The organism is Nocardioides epinepheli (genome assembly GCF_037936805.1).
GTDB lineage: Bacteria > Actinomycetota > Actinomycetes > Propionibacteriales > Nocardioidaceae > Nocardioides.
The window spans coordinates 443,830-464,762 of sequence record NZ_JBBMMC010000001.1 but is presented as its reverse complement, the minus strand read 5'-3'; the positions used below and the strand labels follow the sequence as shown (position 1 = coordinate 464,762).

The window sequence follows — 20,933 nt, the reverse complement described above, 5'->3', positions numbered from 1 at the left end:
GCGGGACCGGGTGACGCATGGTGAGACGCATGGTCGTAGAGTGGGCGGCAGCTCATCACGAGGGACTGAGGGAACGGCCCGTCGACGTCCCGGCAACCGCCACCTGCCTCCGCCTCCGGACCACTCCGGACGGAATGGTGGAAACGGTGCCAATTCCGCCCGGATGCGACCGTCGCCCCGGGGAAGATGAGGAGGAGGAACTTCCGTGAGCGCACCCACCCTCGACCGCCCCACGACCGAGACCGGCAGCGGACTTCGTGAGGGGGCCTTCGGCAACGCCCGGGCCCTCGCGTGCCGCGAATGCGGCCACCAGGTCGACCTCGGCCCGTTCTACGCCTGTCCGGAGTGCTTCGGCCCACTCGAGATCGCCTACGACTTCCCCTCGGTCACCCGCGAGGAGATCGAGGCCGGCCCGCGCAACATCTGGCGCTACAAGGCCCTGCTGCCGGTCCCCACCGACATCGAGCAGAGCCCCAACACCGAGCCCGGGTTCACCCGCCTGCTGCGCGCCGCGAACCTCGGCGCCGAGCTCGGCATCGACAACCTGTGGGTCAAGGACGACTCGACGAACCCGACGAACTCCTTCAAGGACCGCGTCGTCGCCTGCGCGCTCAGCGCGGCCCGCGAGCTGGGCGCGACGACGTTCGCCTGTCCGAGCACGGGCAACCTCGCCAACGCCGTCGCCGCTGCCGGAGCCCGAGCCGGCATCAAGACCGTGGTGTTCATCCCCAGCAACCTCGAGCAGCCCAAGCAGGTGAACTCCGCGATCTTCACCGACTCGCTCGTGGCGGTGAACGGCAACTACGACGACGTCAACAAGCTCGCCTCGGAGATCGCCGGCGAGGAGGAGGGCTGGGCGTTCGTGAACGTCAACGTCCGCCCGTTCTACGCCGAGGGGTCCAAGACGCTGGGCTACGAGATCGCCGAGCAGCTCGGCTGGCGGCTGCCCGACCAGGTGGTCATCCCGGTGGCGTCCGGCTCCCAGCTGACCAAGGTGCACAAGGCCTTCAAGGAGCTGATCGAGCTCGGCCTCGTCGAGGACAAGCCCTACCGGATCTTCGGCGCTCAGGCCACCGGCTGCTCGCCGGTCTCGACGGCCTACAAGGCCGAGACCGACGCCATCCGCCCGGTCAAGCCCGACACCATCGCCAAGAGCCTGGCGATCGGCAACCCGGCCGACGGCATCTACGTGCTCGACATCTGCCGCCAGACCGGCGGAGCGGTCGAGGACGTCACCGACGAGGAGGTCCGCGCGGGCATCGTGTCCCTGGCCCGCACCGAGGGCATCTTCACCGAGACCGCCGGCGGCACGACCGTCGCGGTCACCCGCAAGCTCGTCGAGACCGGCCAGCTCGACCCGACGCTCGAGACCGTGGTCATCAACACCGGCCACGGCCTGAAGACACTCGACGCCGTCTCCGGCTCCGTCTCGGCCGCGGCCACCATCGAGCCGTCCTACGACGCCTTCCGCGCCACCGGCCTCTGACACTGCGAAAGCGAGCACACCATGAGCGTCTCCGTCCGCGTCCCCACCATCCTGCGCACCTACACCGGCGGCGAGTCCGAGGTGAGCGCCAACGGCGCCACCCTCGCCGAGGTGCTCGACGACCTCGAGAGCAACTACGCCGGCATCCGTGGCCGGATCCTCGACGAGGACGGCAAGCTGCGACGGTTCGTGAACGTCTACGTCGACAACGACGACGTCCGGTTCCTCGACAACCTCGCCACCGCGACGCGCGATGGTGCCCAGATCTCGGTGATTCCGGCAGTCGCCGGCGGCTGATCCGGACCCGATCCTAGGATCGGCGCGCCCTCGGGAACCCGGTCGGGGCGGCGTGCGTCGAACCGGACGTCGCCGGCGAAGGGCCGGCCACAGCCCACGTCCAGGAGACCCACCATGACCGCTTCGCTCGCCACCCGTCTCGCGATCCCCGCCGTGCTCGGCGTCCTCGCCCTGTCGTTGAGCGCGTGTGGCTCCGACGACGACCAGGGCGACCAGGACAAGCCCTCCGATGCGCCGACGAGCGACACCGGCAACACCGGAGACACGGGCGACACCGACGACACCGACATGGGCGACACGGACACCGGGGACGCTGACGCCGGGGACACCGAGCCGGCCGGCGACGCCTGCGCGTTCGCGTCCGCCGAGGACCTCTCCGCCGCGGCCGGGCAGGAGATCGAGGCCGGCGCCGCAGGCCCGGAGCTCTGCTTCTTCACCCTGGTCGGGCCCGACACCGACATCACGATCAACTACACCAAGGTGCAACTCGACCTCACCGAGTACATCGACGGCACCCGCGAGGCGTGTGACGACGAGGCCACCGACGTGGATGCGGAAGGCGACACGGCGTTCGTCTGCGAGACCTATCCCGGGGCGATCGGCTACCGGTTCGACGACACCGACCTGCTCACGGTCGTCGTCACGGCCGATCCCAATGCCGACGCCGCCGGGCTCGAGAGCGCGCGGGAGCTGGCGGCCCGGTTGGTGCCCGTCCTCCAGTACCAAGGCTGAACCCACGCGGGGCCCGACCGGCCACGGTCGAGGGTGCGCGTCACCCCCGACCGTGGCGGTCGCGCCTGAGCCTGTCGCGTCGTGCTCGCAGGTGATCGCATTCGGCCTCGTGCTCGCAGGCCCCGAGTGCGGCGTCGTAGGCAGCCAGCGCCTCGCGCGCCCGGCCGGCGCGCGCCAGCAGCTCGGCCCGGACGGCGGGCAGCCGGTGCCCCGGAAGGTCGAGCCCTTCGAGGAGGGCCAGTCCGGCGTCGGAGCCCTCGGCCTCGGCCACCGCGACCGCCCGGTTCAGCCGCACCACCGGTGATCCGGTGAGCTCCTCCAGCTCCGCATACCAGCCGGCGATCCGCCTCCAGTCCGTGGCAGTGGCGCTGGGCGCGATCGCGTGCTCGGCGGCGATCAGGGCCTGGAGCAGGTAGGGCGTCGAGGGCATCGAGGCCGCCAGCGGCGTCAAGAGATCGATCGCCTCGGCGATCTCGTCGGCGCGCCACAGGCGCCTGTCCTGGTCGGGGAGCAGCACGAGGGCCCCGTCGGCGACCCGCGCCTCACGGCGTGAGTGCTGGAGCAGCATCAGGGCGAGCAGCGCCTCGACGTCGGGGGCCAGCTCGCTCGGAGCCACCTCACGCAGCACCCGCACCAGCCGGAGTGCCTCGCCGGCCTCGGCCACGCGCACGACGTCGCCACCCGTGCCGGGCGCGTAGCCGGCGGTGAAGGCGAGGTAGGCGATGTCTGCGACGTCGGCGACGCGTCGTCGCAGGGCCTCGCCCGTGGGCACGGCGAAGGTCGCCCCCGCCAGGCGCTTGCGAGCACGGGTGAGCCGAGCGGCCATGGTGGGGGTGGGCACCAGGAAGAGCCGGGCGATGTCGGCGGTCGGCACGCCCAGGACGAGCCGCAGGCTCAGCGCGGCCGCGTGCTCGCGCGCGAGGGTCGGGTGAGCGCACAGCAGGACCAGCCGTAGCCGCTCGTCGACCACGCCGGTCTCGCCGGGCATCGATCCGTCGGCGAGCACCCGGCTCACCTCCTGGGAGAGATCGGACTCGACGGCCAGCAACGGGAGCGAGCGCGCGGCGACGGCCTCGGCCCGCAGGCGGTCGAGGATCCGGCGGCGAGCGGTCACCAGCAGCCAGCCCTGGGGATTGGCCGGCTCGCCGTCGTCGGGCCAGCGGCGCGCGGCCGCCTCGAAGGCGTCGGCGAGCCCGTCCTCGGCCAGGTCGAGTCGGCGGTACTGCGCGACGAGGAGCGCGAGCAGGCGCCCCCACTCCTCGCGCAGCAACCGGCCTACGTCAGTCAACGACGACTACTCGACCTACTCGACGTCGAGGCACTCACGGACCTCGAGCGTGTACTCGCTGGGCAGCAGGCGTGCGAGCTCGACGGCGGTATCGAGGTCGGCGACGTCGATGACGTAGAAGCCACCCAGTTGCTCGACGGTCTCGGCGAAGGGCCCCTCGGTCAGGGTGCGATCGGGCCCGGGGCCGAGGGTCCGAGCCGTCTTCGTGTCGCTGAGCGCCTCACCGCTGACGATGCTGCCGCGCTCGCCGACGGCCCGGTCGAAGGCGGCGAAGTCGTCTCGTACCCGCTGGCGCAGTGCGTCGTCCGCGGCAGCCCACTTCGCGAAGTGGCCGGGCTCGGTCAGCTGGATCATGAAGCGAGTCATGACTGGCCCTCCGTCGTGGTGGCGCGGACCTCGACCGCGCCGTACTCGTCGGTGATGATCGCGCACAGGGAGACGAGGTCGTCGAGGTCGTCGCTCTCGATGAGGTAGAGACCGCCGATCTGCTCGACAGTCTCGACGAAGGGACCCTCGCTCACTGTGACCTCCCCGTCGATCCGCCTGATCTGCCGGGTGGCGCGCGAATGAGTGAGCTCCGCGCCGGCGACGATGCGGTGACCGCGCTCGGCGAGCGCGGCCGCGAACTTCTCGTGGCGGGCGAAGACGCCCGCCTGTTCCTCGGGCGCGAGCCCCTCCCAGATCGACTCGTCGCCGATCAGCGTGACTGCGTAGGTGGTGGCCATGCGGTGATCCTCTCCTCGGGCGAAGGTGCCTGTCACTGCTATGACGCCGACCGGGCATCGAATTCGACACCCGATGCTCGACGGCAGGTCGTCGCCGGTTCAGGCCGGTGTGATGGACAGAGGTCGTGCGAGTGAGGGCCCGACTGATCGCCGCTGCGGCGGTGTGCGTGGGAGTGCTGGGCGCTTCCATCGGCGCCCCGGCCCTGCTCCGCCGCCAGGCCGCGACCGCGCGCCGACTCATCGGCAAGCCGCTGGGGGAGAGCCCGCCGGACGCCGAGCGGGTCTGGAAGTCGTCGTACGGCGCCCCCCTCGACCTGCTCCTCCTCGGCGACTCGATCGCGGCCGGGCTCGGCGCCGAGCGTCGGAAGGACACTCTCGGCGGCCGGCTCGCGAAGGGACTGGCCAAGCAGACCCGCCGCGCGGTCCGGCTGCAGGTGGCCGCGGTCGTCGGTGCGGAGAGCTCGATGCTCGCCGCACAGCTCGCGGGCCTCCCCTCCGACTACGCGCCCGACGTGGCGGTGATCGTCGTCGGCGGGAACGACGTGACCCACCGGGTGCCGGTGGCGACGTCGGTCGGTCATCTCCAGGACGCCGTCGCCGCGCTCCGCGCACGCGGCGCGGAGGTCGTCGTCGGCACCTGTCCCGACCTCGGCGCGTTGCGCCCGGTCCCGCAGCCCCTGCGGGCGCTCGGCTCGGTCGCCTCCCGCCAACTCGCCGCGGCGCAGGCGGCGGCCGCGGTCGGTGCGGGTGCCCACGCGGTCTCCCTGGCGCACGTCGTCGGGCCCCACTTCCTGGCCGACCCCGACCAGATGTTCAGCATCGACCGCTTCCACCCCAGCGGTCAGGGCTATCGGCGGACCGCCGAGGCGCTGCTGCCCTCGGTGCTTACCGCGCTCGGCCTGCACGACGACGTTCCCTTCGGGCACCGGATCCCCGAGCGGTGAGGTCGCCCTCCAACCTTCCGGCGCGCTGGTGCGTTGAGATGGGGTATGGATGCCGATGAGGAGGGCTTCACCCAGTGGGCCCGGGCGCGCCAGCAGACGCTGCTGCGTACCGCGTTGCTGCTCACCGGCGAGCGTCACCGCGCCGAGGATCTCGTCCAGGACGCCCTCGCCGCCGTCGCCGCTCGCTGGCGACGTCTCCACGACGGGAATCCCGAGGCCTATGCCCGGCAGGTGATCGTGCGCGGCAACATCTCGTGGTGGCGCAAGCACCGCCGCGAGATCACCGTCGAGGACGTCGCCGAGCGGCCCGACGCACACGGCGACGGGACCGACCGCCGCCTCCTCCTCGACCACGCGCTCGCCAGCCTGACCCCGCGCCAGCGCGCCGTCGTCGTCCTGCGCTACTACGCAGACCTCACCGAGCGCGACACCGCAGAGACCCTCGGCGTGAGCGTCGGCACCGTCAAGAGCCAGACCCACCTCGCCCTGCGCCGCCTGCGCGAGGCGGCCCCCGAGCTCGCCGAGCTGATCGGAGATCCGACATGAGTACCGAGGACCTGCGCGACCTCCTGCACGAACGCGTCGCCGACGAGACCCACCTCGACCTGGCCCCCGCGGCCTGGCGCACCGGACGACGTCAGCGTCGCCGGCGCTCGCTGGCGATCGTCGGCGGGGCCACCGCCGCCGTCGTCGCCGCTGCCGGCGGCACCTGGTGGGCCACGACGCCGAGTGCCCGCGACGACGGCCGGCCCGCCGGCCCCACGAACCCGCCGTCCGGGCTCACCGACACCGCCTCGCCCCCGCCGAAGGACCCGGAGCCGGCGCCGACCGAGCCCGACGCCGTCGTCGACGGCACCGAGATGTGGGACGGGCCGACGCGGGCGGAGGAGGCGCGACTGCCGCAGGTCGACACGGCGCTCCCGGAGACGATCGACCTCGGTGTCCTCGACGACCCGGCGACGGTCTCCGCCGAGACGAGCCCGCTCGGCGTCGCCCTGGCCGCGGTGGCGGTCAGCGGCGACCAGCGGACCGACCGGGTCCTCCTCGTCGGCGCCGACGGGAACCGGTACCTCGACGTGTCGCACCTCAAGGACAGGTCGGACGGCGAGAACGGATTCGACCCGGTGTCCGCGACGATGCTCTCGCCCACCGGCCGATATCTGGGGTTCGGCCAAGGCGACCACATCGAGATCTTCGACATCACCACGGGCACCTGGATGCGCGTGGACCCGCCCGGCTTCGCGGGTCGAGAGCTGACCGGTGTGGTCTGGCAGCGCGACGACGGGCTGGTTCCGTACGTCGACTTCCCGGCCCCCGGCAAGCAGGCCGGCTTCACGCTCCCCGGCCTCGAGCCCACCCTCGGCGTCCCGCTGGTCAACATCGCCGAGGGCAGCCTCTACGGTGCCCGGCTCGATGTCCGGCTCGACCCTGCCGCGGGCGGCGGACTCGCCACGGCGAGGTCTGAGATGTTCCAGCAGCTCCCGTACGACGGGGGCACCGGCGATGCCGAGTCGATCCTGGTCAGTGGGGACGGGCTGCAGCACCGGCTGGTCATCCCGCCGGAGAACTGGCGTTCGAAGCTGTGCTGCCCGGTGGTCGCGTTCGCGCCCGACGGAGGAGTGTTCTACGAGTCCCGGACCGACCGGCCGAGTCTGGTGCGCTGGCAGGTGGGTACGCACGAGTTCGGTGTCGCCACCCAGATCACCGGCGTCCCTCCGAACGACTTCTACGTCGCCAGCTGGGCCTCCCAAGCCCTCGTCTGAGGGCCCGGGCAGCCCACGGGCTTGTCACTCTCAGGGGGCGAGTGCTAAACATGAGGCTGGCACTCATACCATGAGAGTGACAAACCGGAGCGGTGTCAGCTGAGGCCAGTCCGCCGGCGAGAAATGGTTCGCCGGGCGGGGCCGGTCGTCCGTCGCGGGCAGCCCACCACCTCCGGATCCGAACTCCACAGGCAAGGAATCCCAGGAGTTATGCCCAAGCTGATTGCTTTCAACGAGGAGGCCCGTCGCGGCCTCGAGCGCGGCATGAACACGCTCGCCGACGCCGTCAAGGTCACCCTCGGTCCCAAGGGCCGCAACGTCGTGCTGGAGAAGAAGTGGGGCGCCCCCACGATCACCAACGACGGTGTGAGCATCGCCAAGGAGATCGAGCTGGAGGACCCCTACGAGAAGATCGGCGCCGAGCTGGTCAAGGAGGTCGCGAAGAAGACCGACGACGTCGCCGGTGACGGCACGACGACGGCCACCGTGCTCGCCCAGGCGATGGTCCGCGAGGGCCTGCGCAACGTGGCGGCCGGCGCGAACCCGATGGGTCTCAAGCGCGGCATCGAGACCGCGGTCGCCGCCGTCTCCGACGAGCTGCTCAAGGTCGCCAAGGACGTCGAGACCAAGGAGCAGATCGCCAGCACCGCCTCGATCTCCGCGGCCGACCCGACCGTCGGCGAGATCATCGCCGAGGCGATGGACAAGGTCGGCAAGGAGGGTGTGATCACCGTCGAGGAGTCGAACACCTTCGGCCTCGACCTCGAGCTCACCGAGGGCATGCGCTTCGACAAGGGCTACATCTCGGCCTACTTCGTCACCGACCCCGAGCGCATGGAGGCGGTCCTGGAGGACCCCTACATCCTCATCGCCAACTCCAAGATCAGCAACGTCAAGGACCTGCTGCCGCTGCTGGAGAAGGTCATGCAGTCCGGCAAGCCGCTGGTCATCATCGCCGAGGACGTCGACGGCGAGGCCCTGTCCACGCTGGTCGTCAACAAGATCCGCGGCACGTTCAAGTCGGTCGCCGTCAAGGCCCCCGGCTTCGGTGACCGCCGCAAGGCCATGCTCCAGGACATCGCGATCCTCACCGGCGGCCAGGTCATCTCCGAGGAGGTCGGCCTCAAGCTCGAGACCGCTGGCCTCGAGCTGCTCGGCCAGGCCCGCAAGGTCGTGGTCACCAAGGACGAGACCACCATCGTCGAGGGCGCCGGCGACCAGGGCCAGATCGAGGGCCGGGTCAACCAGATCCGCGCCGAGATCGAGAAGTCCGACTCCGACTACGACCGCGAGAAGCTCCAGGAGCGTCTGGCCAAGCTCGCCGGCGGCGTCGCCGTCATCAAGGTCGGTGCGGCCACCGAGGTCGAGCTCAAGGAGCGCAAGCACCGCATCGAGGACGCCGTCCGCAACGCCAAGGCGGCCGTCGAGGAGGGCATCGTCGCCGGTGGCGGCGTCGCGCTCATCCAGGCCGGTGCCGCGGTCTTCGACGACCTCGACCTCAAGGGCGACGAGGAGACCGGCGCGAACATCGTCCGCGTCGCCACCTCCGCTCCGCTCAAGCAGATCGCCGTCAACGCCGGCCTCGAGGGCGGCGTCGTCGCGGAGAAGGTCACCAGCCTCGAGCCGGGTCACGGCCTCAACGCCGCGACCGGCGAGTACGTCGACATGATCTCGGCCGGCATCATCGACCCGGCCAAGGTCACCCGCTCGGCCCTGCAGAACGCCGCCTCCATCGCGGCGCTCTTCCTCACCACCGAGGCCGTCGTCGCCGACAAGCCCGAGAAGGCCGCCCCCATGGGCGACCCGACCGGCGGCATGGGCGGCATGGACTTCTGATCGAGTCCAGCTGATGCACCCAGCCTGACCCATCGGTCAGCTCACCGGCCCGTCCTCCACGCGAGGGCGGGCCGGTTGCTTTTCTGGCCGGGCGGGGCGGGATTTCCCCGGTCGACCGGGGAAATATGAACTTGTCGGGCGATATATCGGCCGACAAGTTCAGGTTTCGGCCGCCCAGTTCGCAGACTCCGGGGCGATCGAGGTCGGTCGGTCCAGTCCGTCCCGGCCCATGCTGACCCGGACTCCTGTCGACTCCGGGCGCGCGCTCAGCGGTACGGCCGCACCCACGTGGGGTGCTCACCCTCGAACCACCGCTGGGAGATGTGGACTCGGGCCGCTTGCTCCATCAGGGCCCACACGTTGCGATGCACAGAGCCCCGAGTGCCCTTGAAGCGCAGGCCCTTCTCGATCGGCAGGGCCTCGGCGGGCCAGAGCGAGAACGGAGGCTCGAAGGAACGGACCCACTTCCCCTCGCGGTAGATGCTGACGTAGTTCTCGCCCGGGAAGGTGCCGAAGTTGAACGCCACGCCGCGCCGGCTCAGCCGCTCCAGAGCGTCGCTGGCGCGGTAGCCGTAGGGCTCCCAGACGACGACGGCCGATCCGCGCCGCGAGATCTGCACGACGTCGGCGACCATGTCGAAGTCGTCGTCGAAGACCTGCATTAACGCCTGTGTCGGTGTCGCGTCACCGACCCGTTCGCCCAGGGGGGCAAGGGCCCGTTTGACGGCGGCCGGGCCGATCCCGCGCACGACCGTGAGCGAGTAGGAGTCGGCGGGGGAGTACCTGCCGACCCACGGGTAGTCGGCCGCCCGGGCATCGCGATGGGAGGACGGCTGGGCGGCGATCGTCGGCTCCGCATGCGAGGACGGAGACGGTGCGCCGAGCAGGGCGCTCACGGTCGCTGCGGCGACGACCAGCGCCAGTGGCTTCTTGATCACCGCGACAGTGTGCCCGTCGGCCCCGGCCGGCGTCCTCGGAATCGGCGGGCCGAAGCGATGACGTCGCCAGGGCCGACGTCGAGCTGATCCGACCCGCCGCTCTCACCCACCCTCCCGGGTAGCTGGCCCGGCCAGCCCCCGCCCCGCCGGGTGTCTTACTCACCCGGGCTGCTGGTCCTCGTCCAACCCGGCGAGGATGGCGGCCGTGAGGCGCTCGCGTGCCTCGGGACTCATGGGAGACGGCAGGATGCTCTCGTACCCCCAGGTGCCGTCGGCGGCCATGCGAGCGACCAGGCAACGCAGCGACCGGTCGTCCAGGTCCTCCACGGGCTGCCCGTCCTCGGGGAACCAACGGCGGTAGACGCGCACCCACGGCGCCATCCACTCCGGCTCGTTGGCGGCCTCCATGATGAGCGGCAGCTCCACGTTGGTCATCGATTCGAGGGACGCTCGGACGTAGCCCCTGGTGCGGTCGACCAGGCTCGCGCCCTCGGGGTCTCCTCCCGTGGCGGCGACGAGGTCCCGCTCGACGCGGGCGGCGAGCTCCTCGTGGATCCCGACCATGAGCGCGTGCTTGTTCGGGAAGTGGTAGATCAGGCCGCGCTTGGTCACCCCGGCCTCCTCGGCCACCGCATCCAGGGTCAGCGCGGTGACCCCCCGTTCGGCCACCACCCGCAGTGCGGCCTCGATCAGCTTCGGTCGTGCGCTCGGTCGCGCCATTTGGCCTCCTTCGTCCTCATTAGTATACCGTTTGGTGAAGTTCACCAGATGGTGAAGTAACTACGACGAGGAAGTGGGACCGATGAACCGAACCACGCAGCGGGCGACGACCCGCACCTGGGTGGGCCTGGCCGTGCTGGTGCTCCCGATGCTGCTCATCGCCATCGATGGCCTGGTGCTGGTCTTCGCACTGGCCGACATCACCACGGACCTGGAGCCGTCCGGCACCCAGCAACTGTGGATCCTCGATGTCTATTCGTTGATGCTCGCCGGCCTGCTCGTCACGACGTCCGCACTCGGCGACAGATTCGGCAGGCGCAAGGTGCTGCTGATCGGCGCGGTGGTGTTCGCCGTCGCATCGGTGCTCGGCGCGTTGTCGAGTGCTCCCTGGATGCTGATCGCCGCCCGCGCGCTGCTGGGCATCGGTGGCGCGGCGATCATGCCGGGGACCCTCTCGCTGATCCGCAACATGTTCCTCGACCGCGACCAGCGACGGATCGCCATGGCGGTGTGGTCCGCGACCGGAGCCCTCGGGGCAGCCGCGGGACCGATCATCGGGGGTTGGATCATCGAGGTGTTCAGCTGGCATGCCGCGTTCTTGATGAACCTCCCCGTGATGGTGCTGCTGCTCGCCCTGGCGCCGTCCCTCGTCCCGGAGAGCAAGAACCCGAACCCCGGCCGGATCGACATCTCGAGCATGCTGCTCTCGCTGGCCGGCATGATCTCGTTCGTCTACGGTGTGAAGGCCTTCGCCGAAGGCGACCAGCCCGGCGTCGCCGTCGTCACCTTCGGGGCCGGCCTCGCGCTGCTCACGTTGTTCGTGCTGCGCCAGCTGCGCCTGCCCGAGCCGATGATCAACGTCCGGCTCTTCCGGGTGCGTGCCTTCACCGGCGCGGTGCTCACCGATCTGCTCTCGATCTTCTCGCTGGTCGGAGCGATGTTCGCCCTCACCCAGTTCCTGCAGCTCGTCGTGGGTCTCAGCGTCATCGAGTCGGCGCTGTGGATGCTGCCGCAGGCCGCCGTCTCCGCACTCGCCGGATTCGTCGCCGCGGCCCTCGTCAAGCGCTTCGAGACCTCGCTCATCGTGGCCTCCGGGGTGCTGATCACCGCGGTCGGGTTCGCGATGCTGCTCACGCTCAGCCCCGAGACCGACCCCTGGGTGATCGCGGTGACCCTGAGTCTGGTGGGCCTCGGCGCCGGGGTGGGGCTCACGCTCACCAACGACCTGATCATGAGCTCGGTGCGCCCGGAGCAGTCGGGTCAGGCCGCGGCGATCAGCGAGACGGCTTACGAGCTCGGCACGGCCTTCGGCACCGCCATCTTGGGCTCACTGCTCCTCGGCTTCTACCGTTCCGGGCTCGCCGACAACGCGCCGCAGGGCATGCCCGCTGGAGTCCTGGAGTCTGCGAAGGAGACGCTTGCGGCGGCGCTGCTGCACGCTCAGGAGCTGCCCGGGGCGCTCGGAGCCGCGCTCTCGACGGCCGCGACGGAGGCGTTCACCGACGCGCTCGCCTGGACCGGCGGGATCGCCGCGGTGCTCCTCGTCGGAGTGTCGATCTTCGCCCGCGTCATGCTCCGCGGGGTGTCGGCGCGCGAGGATCTCGTCGAGGCCGAGCACTGAGCGAGCACCTGAGCCGACGGCGCGTGCCGAGCGGTGCTGCGCCGGATCAGCTCCAGCGGAACGACACGACCATCGGGTCGATCTGGCCGCGGCGATCCTCCTGGGAGTCCGAGCGACTGTGCTGGAAGGTCACGCGGTAGAGCCACTTGCCGCGCTGGGCGAACCAGGTCTCCTCGGTGAAGGAGAGATTGTCCTTGGTGGAGTAGTAGGACGCGCGGATCCGGACGGCGCGCTGCCCGTCGAGCCAGGCGGTCGGCATCAGCTTGCTGTAGCGCAGCTCGATCGTGTCGTCGTTCTCGTCCAGGTTCTTCACCGCGGCCTCGGCCGCGACCTTCAGCAGGTCGATCGAGGTGATCGGGATCACCGGCTCGCTGCGCCGGATGAACACCGAGGAGTAGTAGCCCTCGTAGTCGCTGTAGTCACGGGCGCCGACGCCGCCCTGCACGATGCCGGCGTCGATGCGGCCCCACCCCTGCGGGGCGCGCAGCGAGGCCTGACCCAGCTCGATCTTGATGCCGGTGCTGGGCGGGACGTCGGGATAGAACGGCTCCGGCTCCGGTCGGCGGCTCGGCGGGTCCGACGGCGGCGGAGCGGCCGGACTCGACGTCGTCGGTGGGACCGGGGCGGTCGAGGTGGTGGTGGTCGTCGGGCTGGTCGGCTCGGACGTCGTGGAGTCGGTGATCGAGGTCGAGGACTCCTCGCCGGCCTTGTCGTCGTCGGAGCCGCTGGCGAGGACGGCCGCGGTGACCCCACCGCCGATTGCCAGCACGACCGCCGCCACCGCAGCGACGATGATCGCGGTGCGTCGCTTCTTGGGGTCGCCTCCACCGCCGCTGGGTGGGGCGCCGAAGGGTGCGCCGGGGGGAGGCCCGCTCGGAGGGCCGCCGAACGGGCCGGACGATCCACCGGGCGGTCCGCTCGGGGGAGGCCCGATCGGCGTCCCCGTGCCGCCGAGGGGATATCCGGCGCCGCTGGGGTGGCTCGGCGAGCTGGGGGGAGCCTCGCCCCAGCCGCCGCCCCCGCCGCCGGAGCCGCCGGAGCCGGAACCGACGCCCGCGCTCGCGGCGAGGGCTCCGGTCCTCTTGGTCAGGTCGGGAGCGGGTGCGCTGGTGCGTGGCCGCAGCGGCGGGTGCGAGGTCGAGCCGGCGAGCGTCGCGAGCTGCTGGAGATCGGTGCGCATCGCACCGGCGTCGGCATAGCGCTGCGCCGGGTCCTTGGCGAGGGCCTTGCGCAGGATCCGATTGGTCGCGACGGCGACCGCGGAGTCCTCGACGAGCTCCGGCACGGGCTCGTTGAGGTGGGCCATCCCGATCTCGACGTCGCTGCCGGCGTACGGCGCCTTGCCGAGCACCATGGTCCACAGCACGCAGCCGAGCGCATAGACGTCGGCCGCGGCGGTCGCCGGCTGGCCGCGCAGCCGCTCGGGGGCGAGGTAGGCGAAGGTGCCGGCCACCGAGCCGGGGGCGGTCAGGCCCGGAGCGCGGTCCTGGGCGATGCCGAAGTCGCACAGATAGGCGAAGGTCTCGGCGCTCTGCTCGCGCAGCAGCACGTTGCTGGGCTTGAGGTCGCGGTGGATGACGCCGGCGGCGTGGGAGTCGTGCAGCGCCCACGCCACCTGCTCGGCGATCCGCGCCGCCCGGGCGGCGGGAAGCGGCCCCGAGGAGCGGATGGCGTGGCTGAGGTCGCCGCCGCCGACGAACTGGGTCGCGATGAAAAGGCAGCCGTCGTGCTCACCGTGATCGAAGACCTGGATCACGTGGGGGGAGTCCAGGCGTGCCAGGACCGTCGCCTCGCGGCTGAACCGGGCCCGGTAGTCGGACTGCTCGGCGAACTCGGGGGAGAGGACCTTCAGGGCCACCGTCCGGCCCAGGCCACGCTGCTCGGCGGCGAACACGACGCCCATGCCGCCACGACCGAGCTGACGGGTGATTCGGTACGCGCCGAAGTCCTCACCCACGGAGGGGAAGCGGGCCACGGTGACTCCTTCGACGCCACTGAGGGCTACTGAGGTCTGCTGAGGGTATGAGTGCCCGCAACCTACCTCCCGCCGGCACGCCCACGCACGTCACCGAGCGCCGGGACGAGGGTGGGTCCGGGGTGTGAAACGCTGGACCCCGTGACCTCGGAGGCCCGCCGCGACCGTCTGGAGGCTGTGGCGGCAGAGATAGTCGAGCCGCTCCGACGCTTCCTGGCGCGGCGGACCGACGCCGACACCGCCGACGACGTCCTGGCCGACACCCTCCTGGTGTGCTGGCGGCGCATCGACGAGATCCCCGACGAGCCGCTGCCGTGGGCCTACGGCGTCGCCCGCAACTGCCTGGCGAACCGCGAACGCAGCGCGCGCCGTCAGCGACGGGTCGCGGGCAAGGTCGCCACCCTGGACCCGCCGCGAGACCGCACCCCCGCGCCGGGCGCCGCCGACGACGCCGTCGGCGAGGCGATGGCCGCGCTGCCAGCCGCCGATGCCGAACTGCTCCGGCTGTGGGCCTGGGAGCAGCTCACCCCGGCCGAGATCGCCGTCGTGCTCGACGTCACCGCCAATGCCGCGAGCATCCGCCTGCACCGGGCCCGTGAGAAGTTGCGCGAGGAACTGCGAAAGATCGGCATCGCAACCGGACATGAAGGGTCGACGGAAGGGAGGAAGCCATGACCGACGACCGCGACGACACGCGGCCGGACGAGCCGACCGACGAGCACGCAGACCTGCGGGCCCTGCTGGCCGCGAACGACCCGGCCTCCTCCCTGTCGCCGGCCGATCCCGCGTGGGTGGCCCGACTCCTGGAGGACACCATGACCGACGAGCAGATCGACGAGTCCCGCACCGACGGCGTCCGAAACCGCAGCCGCCTCACCTGGCTGGTGGCCGCCGCCGCCGTCGTGCTCATCGCCGCCGGCGCCTGGTTCGTGACCGTGGGCGACGACGACGACAACGCCCCTGTCGCGGGCGACGACCCCACCTCCGAGCCGACCTCGCAGTCGAGCTCCCAGTCGGGCTCGCCGGACGCGCCGAGCGTGACCCAGCTCGAGGCGGTCCCCGCCCCGGCGCGTTGCATGGCACCCGAGGCCGCCCCGCAGGTGCTCGCAGGCCAGAACCTCGCCTTCGACGGCGTCGTCACCTCGATCAGCGGCGACAAGGTCACCTTGGAGCCCACGCAGTTCTACACCGGCGAGGAGACCGACCTGGTCACCGTCACCGCCCCCGGCGGCGGACTCACCGACCTTCTCGACGCGGTGAGGTTCGAGGAGGGCGGGCGATACCTCGTCTCCGCCACCGACGGCCAGGTCACCTTGTGCGGGTTCAGCTCCGAGTACACCGACAAGCTCGCCGGCCTCTACGCCGACGCGTTCGGCGACTGAGCACCGTGGCGAAGCCGGCCGGGCTCCTGCTCGCCGCCGGCGCGGGGACGCGGATGGGGCGTCCGAAGGCGCTCGTACGCGACGAGGACGGCAACTCCTGGCTCCACCGCTCCATCGAGGTGCTGCGCGACGGCGGCTGCGAGCCGGTGATCGTCGTCCTCGGCGCCGGCGCCGACCAGGCGCGGTCGCTGGTGCCGGACGGCGTGGAGGTGGTGCTCGCCGACGACTGGGCCACCGGGATGGCTGCCTCGCTGCGAGCCGGCCTGAGCGCGGCGGAGGCCACGGCGGCCGACGCCGTCGTGGTCCATCTGGTCGACCTGCCCGACGTCGGCGCCGACGTCATCGACCGGGTCGCCCGGTCGGCGTCCGGCGCCGGCCGCTCCGCGCTCGCCCGGGCGGCCTACGACGGGGTGCCCGGCCATCCGGTGGTGCTCGGGCGCGCGCACTGGGCCGCCGTCGCCGAGCTGGCCGTGGGGGACTCCGGGGCTCGTCCCTACCTGGCCGCGCACGACGTCGAGGGCATCGAGTGCGGCGACCTGGCGCGGGGTCGCGACGTCGACCAGCCACCGGCCAACGGCGGCCCACTAGCCTGAATGCGTGACGCCGTCCTCGACCACCGAGATCGCCGACCGGCTTGCCGAGACGGGCTACCTGTGCGACGACGAGCTCGCCACCGTCTCCTATCTCGCGCTCGCCATGCAGCGCCCGCTGCTCCTCGAGGGCGAGCCCGGCACCGGCAAGACCGCGTTGGCCGAGGCGCTGGCCCAGGCGCTCGACGTGCCGCTGGTGCGGCTGCAGTGCTATGAGGGCATCGACGTCCACCAGGCGCTCTACGACTGGGACTTCCCGCGCCAGGTCCTGCACCTGCGTGCGATCGAGGCGATGGGTCGCGAGGCCTCACGCAGTGTCGAGGACGCCGAGAGCTCGCTCTACACCGAGCGCTTCCTCCTCGCCCGGCCGATCCTCACCGCACTCCAGGAGAGCCCGGCGGTGCTGCTGGTCGACGAGATCGATCGCGCCGACGACGAGTTCGAGGCCTTCCTGCTCGAGGTGCTCTCGACCTACCAGGTGAGCATCCCCGAGCTCGGCACCGTGCGCGCGGCCACGCCCCCGATCGTCGTGCTCACCTCGAACCGCACCCGCGAGCTGCACGACGCCCTCAAGCGCCGCTGCCTCTACCACTGGATCGACCACCCCGGCCTGGCCCGCGAGACCGCGATCGTCCGCGCCCGCGCTCCCGAGGTGTCGGCCGCGCTGGCCGAGCAGGTGGTCGGCGCCGTCCAGGAGCTGCGCCGCATCGACGGCCTGGAGAAGCCGCCCGGCGTCGCCGAGACCCTCGACTGGGCGCGCGCCCTCCAGCATCTCGGCGCCACCGACCTCGACCTGGAGTCGGCTGCGCGGACCCTCGGCGCGCTGGTGAAGTACCGGGAGGACGCCGAGAAGGTCCGGCACGCTCTCGACCAGGTGCTCCGGGCATGACCGGCGCGGGGCACGGCCCCGACGAGGTGCTGCTCGCCTTCACCCGTGCACTGCGCGCCGCGGGGGTGGCGGTCACCCACGACCGGGCGGCCGGATTCCTGGCCGCGGCCGCCATCGTGGGTCTCGGCGATCCGCGGGCCACCTACCGCGCGGGGCGAGCCACGCTGTGCTCGTCCCCCGACGACCTCGTGCGCTACGACCAGGTCTTCGAGGCGTTCTTCGATCCCCGCACCGGACTGCCGAGAGAGCGGCGCTCTCAGCGGGAGGACCCGCCGGTCGTCGCCGAGCTGGCTCTCGACGACGGCGACGGGGCGGACGCCGACGGCGACGAAGAGGTGGTCAAGGCCCTGGCCAGTGATCTCGAGGTGCTGCGGCATCGTGACGTCGCCGATCTCAGCGCGGTGGAGCGGTTCCGGCTGGCCCGGCTGTTCGCGCGGTTGCGACCGCGACCGCCGATGCGGCGCACGATCCGGGACGAGCGGTTCCGCCGGGGACGGGTCGACGCGGCGGCCACGATCCGGGCGAGCCTGCGCCTGCACGGCGAGCCGGCGCCGATCCACTGGCGGCAACGCCGGCTCCGCCCGCGCCGCGTGGTGCTGCTGATCGACGTGTCGGGCTCGATGAGCGGGTATGCCGACGCCCTCCTGCGCCTCGCCCACACGCTGACTCGCTCCTACGCCGCCCAGGGTGGTCGCACCGAGACCTTCACCGTCGGTACCCGGCTGACCCACCTCACCAGAGCCATGCGTGTCCGCGACGTCGAGCGAGCGCTCGTCGCTGCCGGTGACGCGGTGCCCGACTGGTCCGGCGGCACGCGGCTGGGCGAGACTCTCGGCGTCTTCATCGACCGGTGGGGACGTCGCGGCCTGGCTCGCGGCGCCGTCGTGGTGATCTTCAGCGACGGCTGGGAGCGCGGCGATCCCGCGCTGCTGGGGGAGCAGGCGCGGCGACTGGCCCGGATCGCGCACCGGGTCGTCTGGGTGAACCCGCACCGCGGGAAGGCCGGGTACGCCCCGGTGCAACAGGGGATCCGCGCCGTCCTGCCGCACATCGACGACCTGCTCGCCGGACATACGATGGCGACCTACGAGGAACTGACCGAGGTGCTGTCCCGTGCGTGAGGTGCTGCCCGAGCTGCTGGAGTGGTGGGAGGCCGGCGAGACGACCGGCGTCGGCACCGTGGTGGCGACGTTCCGCTCGGCCCCGCGGCCTCCGGGTGCCTCGATGCTCGTCGGGCCCGACGGCTCGGCGGTCGGTTCGGTCTCGGGCGGCTGCGTGGAGGGGGCGGTCTACGACCTCGCGCAGTCGGTGGTCGCTTCCGGCGAGCCGGTGCTGGAGCGCTACGGCGTCTCCGACGACGACGCCTTCGCCGTCGGCCTCACCTGCGGCGGCATCCTCGACGTGTTCGTCGAACGGGTCTCCCGCGAGACCTTCCCCGAGCTTGCCGACGTCGCCGCCGACGTCGAGGCCGGCCGCCCGGTCGCCGTCGCCACCGTCATCGACCACCCGGACCCCACCCGCGTCGGAGCGCGTCTCGTCGTCCGCCCCGACTCCTCGGGCGCGATAGTCCCGGGCGAAACGGTTGGGAATAACACCGAGAAACAACCCGATCGCCCGGGACTATCCCACCCGGACGGCGCCCACCTGTGGTCCGAGCGGGCCACCGACGCCGTCACCGACGACGCGCTGGGGCTGCTGGCGCAGGGGGCGAACGCGACCCTCACCTACGGCCCCGACGGCGAACGCCGCGGCGAGGGGATGCGGGTCTTCGTGTGGGCGTTCGCGCCCCGGCCCCGGATGCTGGTGTTCGGCGCCATCGACTTCGCCGCGGCGGTGGCCAGGGTGGGGTCGTTCCTGGGCTACGACGTCACGGTGTGCGACGCCCGGCCGGTGTTCGCCACGACCAGTCGCTTCCCCGACGCCGACCGGGTCGTCGTCGACTGGCCGCACCGTTATCTCGCGGCCGAGCAGGAGGCCGGGCGGATCGACGGGCGCACGGTCATCACGGTGCTCACCCACGACCCGAAGTTCGACATCCCGCTGCTGGAGACCGCGTTGCGGCTGCCCGAGGTCGCCTACGTCGGCGCGATGGGCTCGCGACGCACCCACGACGACCGCACCGCGCGGCTGCGCGAAGCGGGCCTGAGCGACGACGATCTGGCCCGGCTGGCCAGCCCGATCGGGCTCGACCTCGGCGCACGCACCCCGGAGGAGACCGCGATCAGCATCGCCGCGGAGATCATCGCCGGCCGCTGGGGCGGGACCGGGCAGTCGCTGGCTCGGACCGCCGGTCGCATCCACCACGAGCAGGAGTGAGAGCCCGCCCCGAAGGGTGACCCGGGCCACACCCGGCGGGGTACCGTGCACCACATGCCGACCGCGTTGTCTGCCGCGCCCGCGAGGTGCCCGCGATGACCTCCCTCCAGGCCGAGCTCGACGCGCGCAAGCAGGCCTGCCACCAGGCCTGGACCACGTTCGTCGAGCACGGCGATCTCGCGGCGTCCCTGGTGCGCCCGGAGATCCTGTCGAGCTGGACCCGCTCCGGGCGGACGATCGACACCGAGCTCGCCGCGGCGCCATTGGGGGACGAGGCCGAGGCCAGCGCCCGCTGGCGCGGCTCGCCGCTCCAGATCGCCGTCGAGCGGGTCGAGTCCGACCTGCGCCGTACCGCCCAGGACGGCGACCTCGTGCTCGCGGTCACCGACCCGGACACCCGGATCCTGTGGACCTACGGCGGCCGGATCATGCGCCGCAAGGCCGAGACGGTGAACTTCGTGGCCGGCGCCCACTGGGACGACGAGTCGGCCGGCACCAACGCGCTCGACCTCGCCAACCGCACCGACGGTCCGGCGATGGTGTTCAGCGCCGAGCACTACGCACCGATGGTGCACAACTGGGTCTGCTGGGCCGCGCCCGTGCACGATCCCGCCACCGGACAGCAGCTCGGCGTCATCGACCTGTCGACCACCTGGGACCGCTCGCACCCGATCGGGCTGGCCACGGCTCGGATGATGGCGCGGCTGATCGAGAACGCCCTGCCGCACTCGCGGCACCATCCCACCGCCGCAGGCCCCACCTCCGACCCCGACGACACCGGGGACCCCGGTCTGGTGTTCACGCTGCTCGGCACCGCCGAGGCCCGTCTCGACGGCCGCCGCCTGGTGCTCAACCGCCGGCAGACCGAGGTGCTCGCGCTGCTGGCGCTCCACCCGGAGGGCCTGAGCCTGGAGCAGCTCCACGCCCTGCTGTACGGCGATCAGGCGGTCACCTTCTCCACGCTCAAGGCGGAGGTGTCCCACCTGCGCTCGGCTCTGGGCGGCCAGCTCTCCTCGCGCCCCTACCGGCTGCTTATGCCGATCGAGACCGACGTCGAGCATCTGCTCGCCCTGCTCCGCCGCGGTCGGGTTGCCGAGGCGGTGGAGTGCTACGGCGGCGACCTGCTGCCCGGCACCAACTCCCCGGCGCTCACCGAGCTGGGGGAGTACGTCGCCGTCGCCGTGCGCGAGGCGCTCCTCGAGACCCCCGACCCCGACGCCGTGCTGCGCTACGCCGAGCGGGCGCCGTACGACACCGCGGTGGTCGAGCGCTGCCTGGCGGTGCTCGGCGAGCGAGCCCACCCCGCGCGGCCGCTGCTGAGAGCGCGCCTCGCGGCCGCCCGCTGACCGGCCCCGCCGCCGGTCCAACCCGGCACCAACCTGCGCGTCGTAGCGTGATCCAGGTCACGCGCGCCCGCGTCCAGCCGGCGCG

21 protein-coding genes and 1 riboswitch are annotated in these 20,933 nt (G+C 71.9%); of the genes, 15 read left to right on the top strand and 6 right to left on the bottom strand.

The genetic code is table 11. From position 1 onward, the window contains the following. Positions 1–49 precede the first annotated feature (49 nt). A riboswitch (SAM riboswitch) is annotated at positions 50–193 on the top strand. A 12-nt stretch (positions 194–205) separates the two neighbouring features. The 3 genes from thrC (at position 206) to WMR31_RS02210 (ending at position 2,515) form a co-directional block, all read left to right on the top strand. Then, positions 206–1,486: a threonine synthase gene (gene thrC / locus WMR31_RS02220; RefSeq protein ID WP_340537136.1), complete on the top strand. Its 1,281-nt coding sequence runs from the start codon at positions 206–208 to the stop codon at positions 1,484–1,486. A 21-nt stretch (positions 1,487–1,507) separates the two neighbouring features. Next, the gene (locus WMR31_RS02215) at positions 1,508–1,783 is read left to right on the top strand and encodes a MoaD/ThiS family protein (RefSeq protein WP_340537135.1); all 276 of its coding nucleotides are present in this window, start codon (positions 1,508–1,510) and stop codon (positions 1,781–1,783) included. 114 nt (positions 1,784–1,897) lie between these two features. Then, a complete protein-coding gene (locus WMR31_RS02210) occupies positions 1,898–2,515 on the top strand; it encodes a hypothetical protein (protein WP_340537134.1) in 618 nt (205 codons plus the stop codon). 40 nt (positions 2,516–2,555) lie between these two features. Here the strand turns inward: WMR31_RS02210 and WMR31_RS02205 are convergent, their stop codons facing one another. Genes WMR31_RS02205 through WMR31_RS02195 form a run of 3 tightly spaced genes read right to left on the bottom strand, consistent with a single transcriptional unit; the run spans position 2,556 to position 4,528 of the window. Next, positions 2,556–3,803, bottom strand: coding sequence for an RNA polymerase sigma factor (locus WMR31_RS02205; protein ID WP_340537133.1), 1,248 nt, complete (start codon positions 3,801–3,803; stop codon positions 2,556–2,558). Between the two features lie 15 nt (positions 3,804–3,818). Continuing rightward, a complete protein-coding gene (locus tag WMR31_RS02200) occupies positions 3,819–4,169 on the bottom strand; it encodes a YciI family protein (protein ID WP_340537132.1) in 351 nt (116 codons plus the stop codon). Further along, on the bottom strand, positions 4,166–4,528 hold the full coding sequence (locus WMR31_RS02195; RefSeq protein ID WP_340537131.1) for a YciI family protein: 363 nt from the start codon (positions 4,526–4,528) through the stop codon (positions 4,166–4,168). The genes WMR31_RS02200 and WMR31_RS02195 overlap by 4 nt, the downstream gene beginning before the upstream one ends. A gap of 131 nt (positions 4,529–4,659) precedes the next feature. Between WMR31_RS02195 and WMR31_RS02190 the strand changes: the two genes are divergently transcribed. The 4 genes from WMR31_RS02190 (at position 4,660) to groL (ending at position 9,071) form a co-directional block, all read left to right on the top strand. Next, positions 4,660–5,472: an SGNH/GDSL hydrolase family protein gene (locus tag WMR31_RS02190; RefSeq protein WP_340537130.1), complete on the top strand. Its 813-nt coding sequence runs from the start codon at positions 4,660–4,662 to the stop codon at positions 5,470–5,472. Positions 5,473–5,517: 45 nt separating this feature from the next. After that, entirely contained in the window at positions 5,518–6,018 is a 501-nt protein-coding gene (locus WMR31_RS02185; RefSeq protein ID WP_340537129.1) for a SigE family RNA polymerase sigma factor, read from the top strand. Further along, positions 6,015–7,235 (top strand): hypothetical protein, encoded by a 1,221-nt coding sequence (locus WMR31_RS02180; RefSeq protein WP_340537128.1) that lies wholly within the window; start codon positions 6,015–6,017, stop codon positions 7,233–7,235. Before WMR31_RS02185 ends, WMR31_RS02180 begins: the two co-directional genes overlap by 4 nt. A gap of 210 nt (positions 7,236–7,445) precedes the next feature. Then, positions 7,446–9,071 carry a chaperonin GroEL gene (gene groL, locus WMR31_RS02175; protein WP_340537127.1) on the top strand — a complete coding sequence of 542 codons (1,626 nt, stop codon included), beginning with the start codon at positions 7,446–7,448 and terminating at the stop codon, positions 9,069–9,071. Between the two features lie 266 nt (positions 9,072–9,337). Here the strand turns inward: groL and WMR31_RS02170 are convergent, their stop codons facing one another. Both WMR31_RS02170 and WMR31_RS02165 read right to left on the bottom strand, forming a co-directional pair. Further along, positions 9,338–10,009 (bottom strand): DUF6461 domain-containing protein, encoded by a 672-nt coding sequence (locus WMR31_RS02170; RefSeq protein WP_340537126.1) that lies wholly within the window; start codon positions 10,007–10,009, stop codon positions 9,338–9,340. Between the two features lie 159 nt (positions 10,010–10,168). Further along, positions 10,169–10,729 carry a TetR/AcrR family transcriptional regulator gene (locus WMR31_RS02165; RefSeq protein WP_340537125.1) on the bottom strand — a complete coding sequence of 187 codons (561 nt, stop codon included), beginning with the start codon at positions 10,727–10,729 and terminating at the stop codon, positions 10,169–10,171. An 82-nt stretch (positions 10,730–10,811) separates the two neighbouring features. Between WMR31_RS02165 and WMR31_RS02160 the strand changes: the two genes are divergently transcribed. Further along, entirely contained in the window at positions 10,812–12,350 is a 1,539-nt protein-coding gene (locus WMR31_RS02160) for an MFS transporter (protein ID WP_340537124.1), read from the top strand. A 46-nt stretch (positions 12,351–12,396) separates the two neighbouring features. Here WMR31_RS02160 and WMR31_RS02155 read toward each other — a convergent pair whose 3' ends face one another. Continuing rightward, on the bottom strand, positions 12,397–14,325 hold the full coding sequence (locus WMR31_RS02155; RefSeq protein ID WP_340537123.1) for a serine/threonine-protein kinase: 1,929 nt from the start codon (positions 14,323–14,325) through the stop codon (positions 12,397–12,399). 141 nt (positions 14,326–14,466) lie between these two features. On the opposite strand from WMR31_RS02155, the gene WMR31_RS02150 reads away from it, so the two are divergent. From WMR31_RS02150 to WMR31_RS02120, 7 genes are all read left to right on the top strand, one after another. Then, positions 14,467–15,000, top strand: a complete 534-nt coding sequence (locus WMR31_RS02150; RefSeq protein WP_340537122.1) for an RNA polymerase sigma factor — start codon at positions 14,467–14,469, stop codon at positions 14,998–15,000. After that, positions 14,997–15,707 (top strand): hypothetical protein, encoded by a 711-nt coding sequence (locus WMR31_RS02145; RefSeq protein ID WP_340537121.1) that lies wholly within the window; start codon positions 14,997–14,999, stop codon positions 15,705–15,707. Before WMR31_RS02150 ends, WMR31_RS02145 begins: the two co-directional genes overlap by 4 nt. 5 nt (positions 15,708–15,712) lie before the next feature. Further along, positions 15,713–16,300, top strand: a complete 588-nt coding sequence (locus WMR31_RS02140) for a nucleotidyltransferase family protein (protein ID WP_340537120.1) — start codon at positions 15,713–15,715, stop codon at positions 16,298–16,300. Positions 16,301–16,304: 4 nt separating this feature from the next. Then, a complete protein-coding gene (locus tag WMR31_RS02135; protein WP_340537119.1) occupies positions 16,305–17,186 on the top strand; it encodes an AAA family ATPase in 882 nt (293 codons plus the stop codon). Further along, positions 17,183–18,307 carry a vWA domain-containing protein gene (locus tag WMR31_RS02130; protein ID WP_340537118.1) on the top strand — a complete coding sequence of 375 codons (1,125 nt, stop codon included), beginning with the start codon at positions 17,183–17,185 and terminating at the stop codon, positions 18,305–18,307. Before WMR31_RS02135 ends, WMR31_RS02130 begins: the two co-directional genes overlap by 4 nt. After that, positions 18,300–19,502 carry an XdhC family protein gene (locus tag WMR31_RS02125; RefSeq protein ID WP_340537117.1) on the top strand — a complete coding sequence of 401 codons (1,203 nt, stop codon included), beginning with the start codon at positions 18,300–18,302 and terminating at the stop codon, positions 19,500–19,502. The genes WMR31_RS02130 and WMR31_RS02125 overlap by 8 nt, the downstream gene beginning before the upstream one ends. 95 nt (positions 19,503–19,597) lie before the next feature. Continuing rightward, positions 19,598–20,848: a transcriptional regulator gene (locus WMR31_RS02120; RefSeq protein ID WP_340537116.1), complete on the top strand. Its 1,251-nt coding sequence runs from the start codon at positions 19,598–19,600 to the stop codon at positions 20,846–20,848. The last annotated feature ends 85 nt before the right edge of the window (positions 20,849–20,933 follow it).

Bases quoted from the DNA above. Each gene is read 5' to 3' on its own strand.
- WMR31_RS02215 (WP_340537135.1), top strand. From the start codon at position 1,508: ATGAGCGTCTCCGTCCGCGTCCCCACCATCCTGCGCACCTACACCGGC.
- WMR31_RS02210 (WP_340537134.1), top strand. From the start codon at position 1,898: ATGACCGCTTCGCTCGCCACCCGTCTCGCGATCCCCGCCGTGCTCGGC.
- WMR31_RS02200 (WP_340537132.1), bottom strand. From the start codon at position 4,169: ATGACTCGCTTCATGATCCAGCTGACCGAGCCCGGCCACTTCGCGAAG.
- WMR31_RS02195 (WP_340537131.1), bottom strand. From the start codon at position 4,528: ATGGCCACCACCTACGCAGTCACGCTGATCGGCGACGAGTCGATCTGG.
- WMR31_RS02185 (WP_340537129.1), top strand. From the start codon at position 5,518: ATGGATGCCGATGAGGAGGGCTTCACCCAGTGGGCCCGGGCGCGCCAG.
- WMR31_RS02180 (WP_340537128.1), top strand. From the start codon at position 6,015: ATGAGTACCGAGGACCTGCGCGACCTCCTGCACGAACGCGTCGCCGAC.
- groL (WP_340537127.1), top strand. From the start codon at position 7,446: ATGCCCAAGCTGATTGCTTTCAACGAGGAGGCCCGTCGCGGCCTCGAG.
- WMR31_RS02165 (WP_340537125.1), bottom strand. From the start codon at position 10,729: ATGGCGCGACCGAGCGCACGACCGAAGCTGATCGAGGCCGCACTGCGG.
- WMR31_RS02160 (WP_340537124.1), top strand. From the start codon at position 10,812: ATGAACCGAACCACGCAGCGGGCGACGACCCGCACCTGGGTGGGCCTG.
- WMR31_RS02145 (WP_340537121.1), top strand. From the start codon at position 14,997: ATGACCGACGACCGCGACGACACGCGGCCGGACGAGCCGACCGACGAG.
- WMR31_RS02130 (WP_340537118.1), top strand. From the start codon at position 17,183: ATGACCGGCGCGGGGCACGGCCCCGACGAGGTGCTGCTCGCCTTCACC.
- WMR31_RS02120 (WP_340537116.1), top strand. From the start codon at position 19,598: ATGACCTCCCTCCAGGCCGAGCTCGACGCGCGCAAGCAGGCCTGCCAC.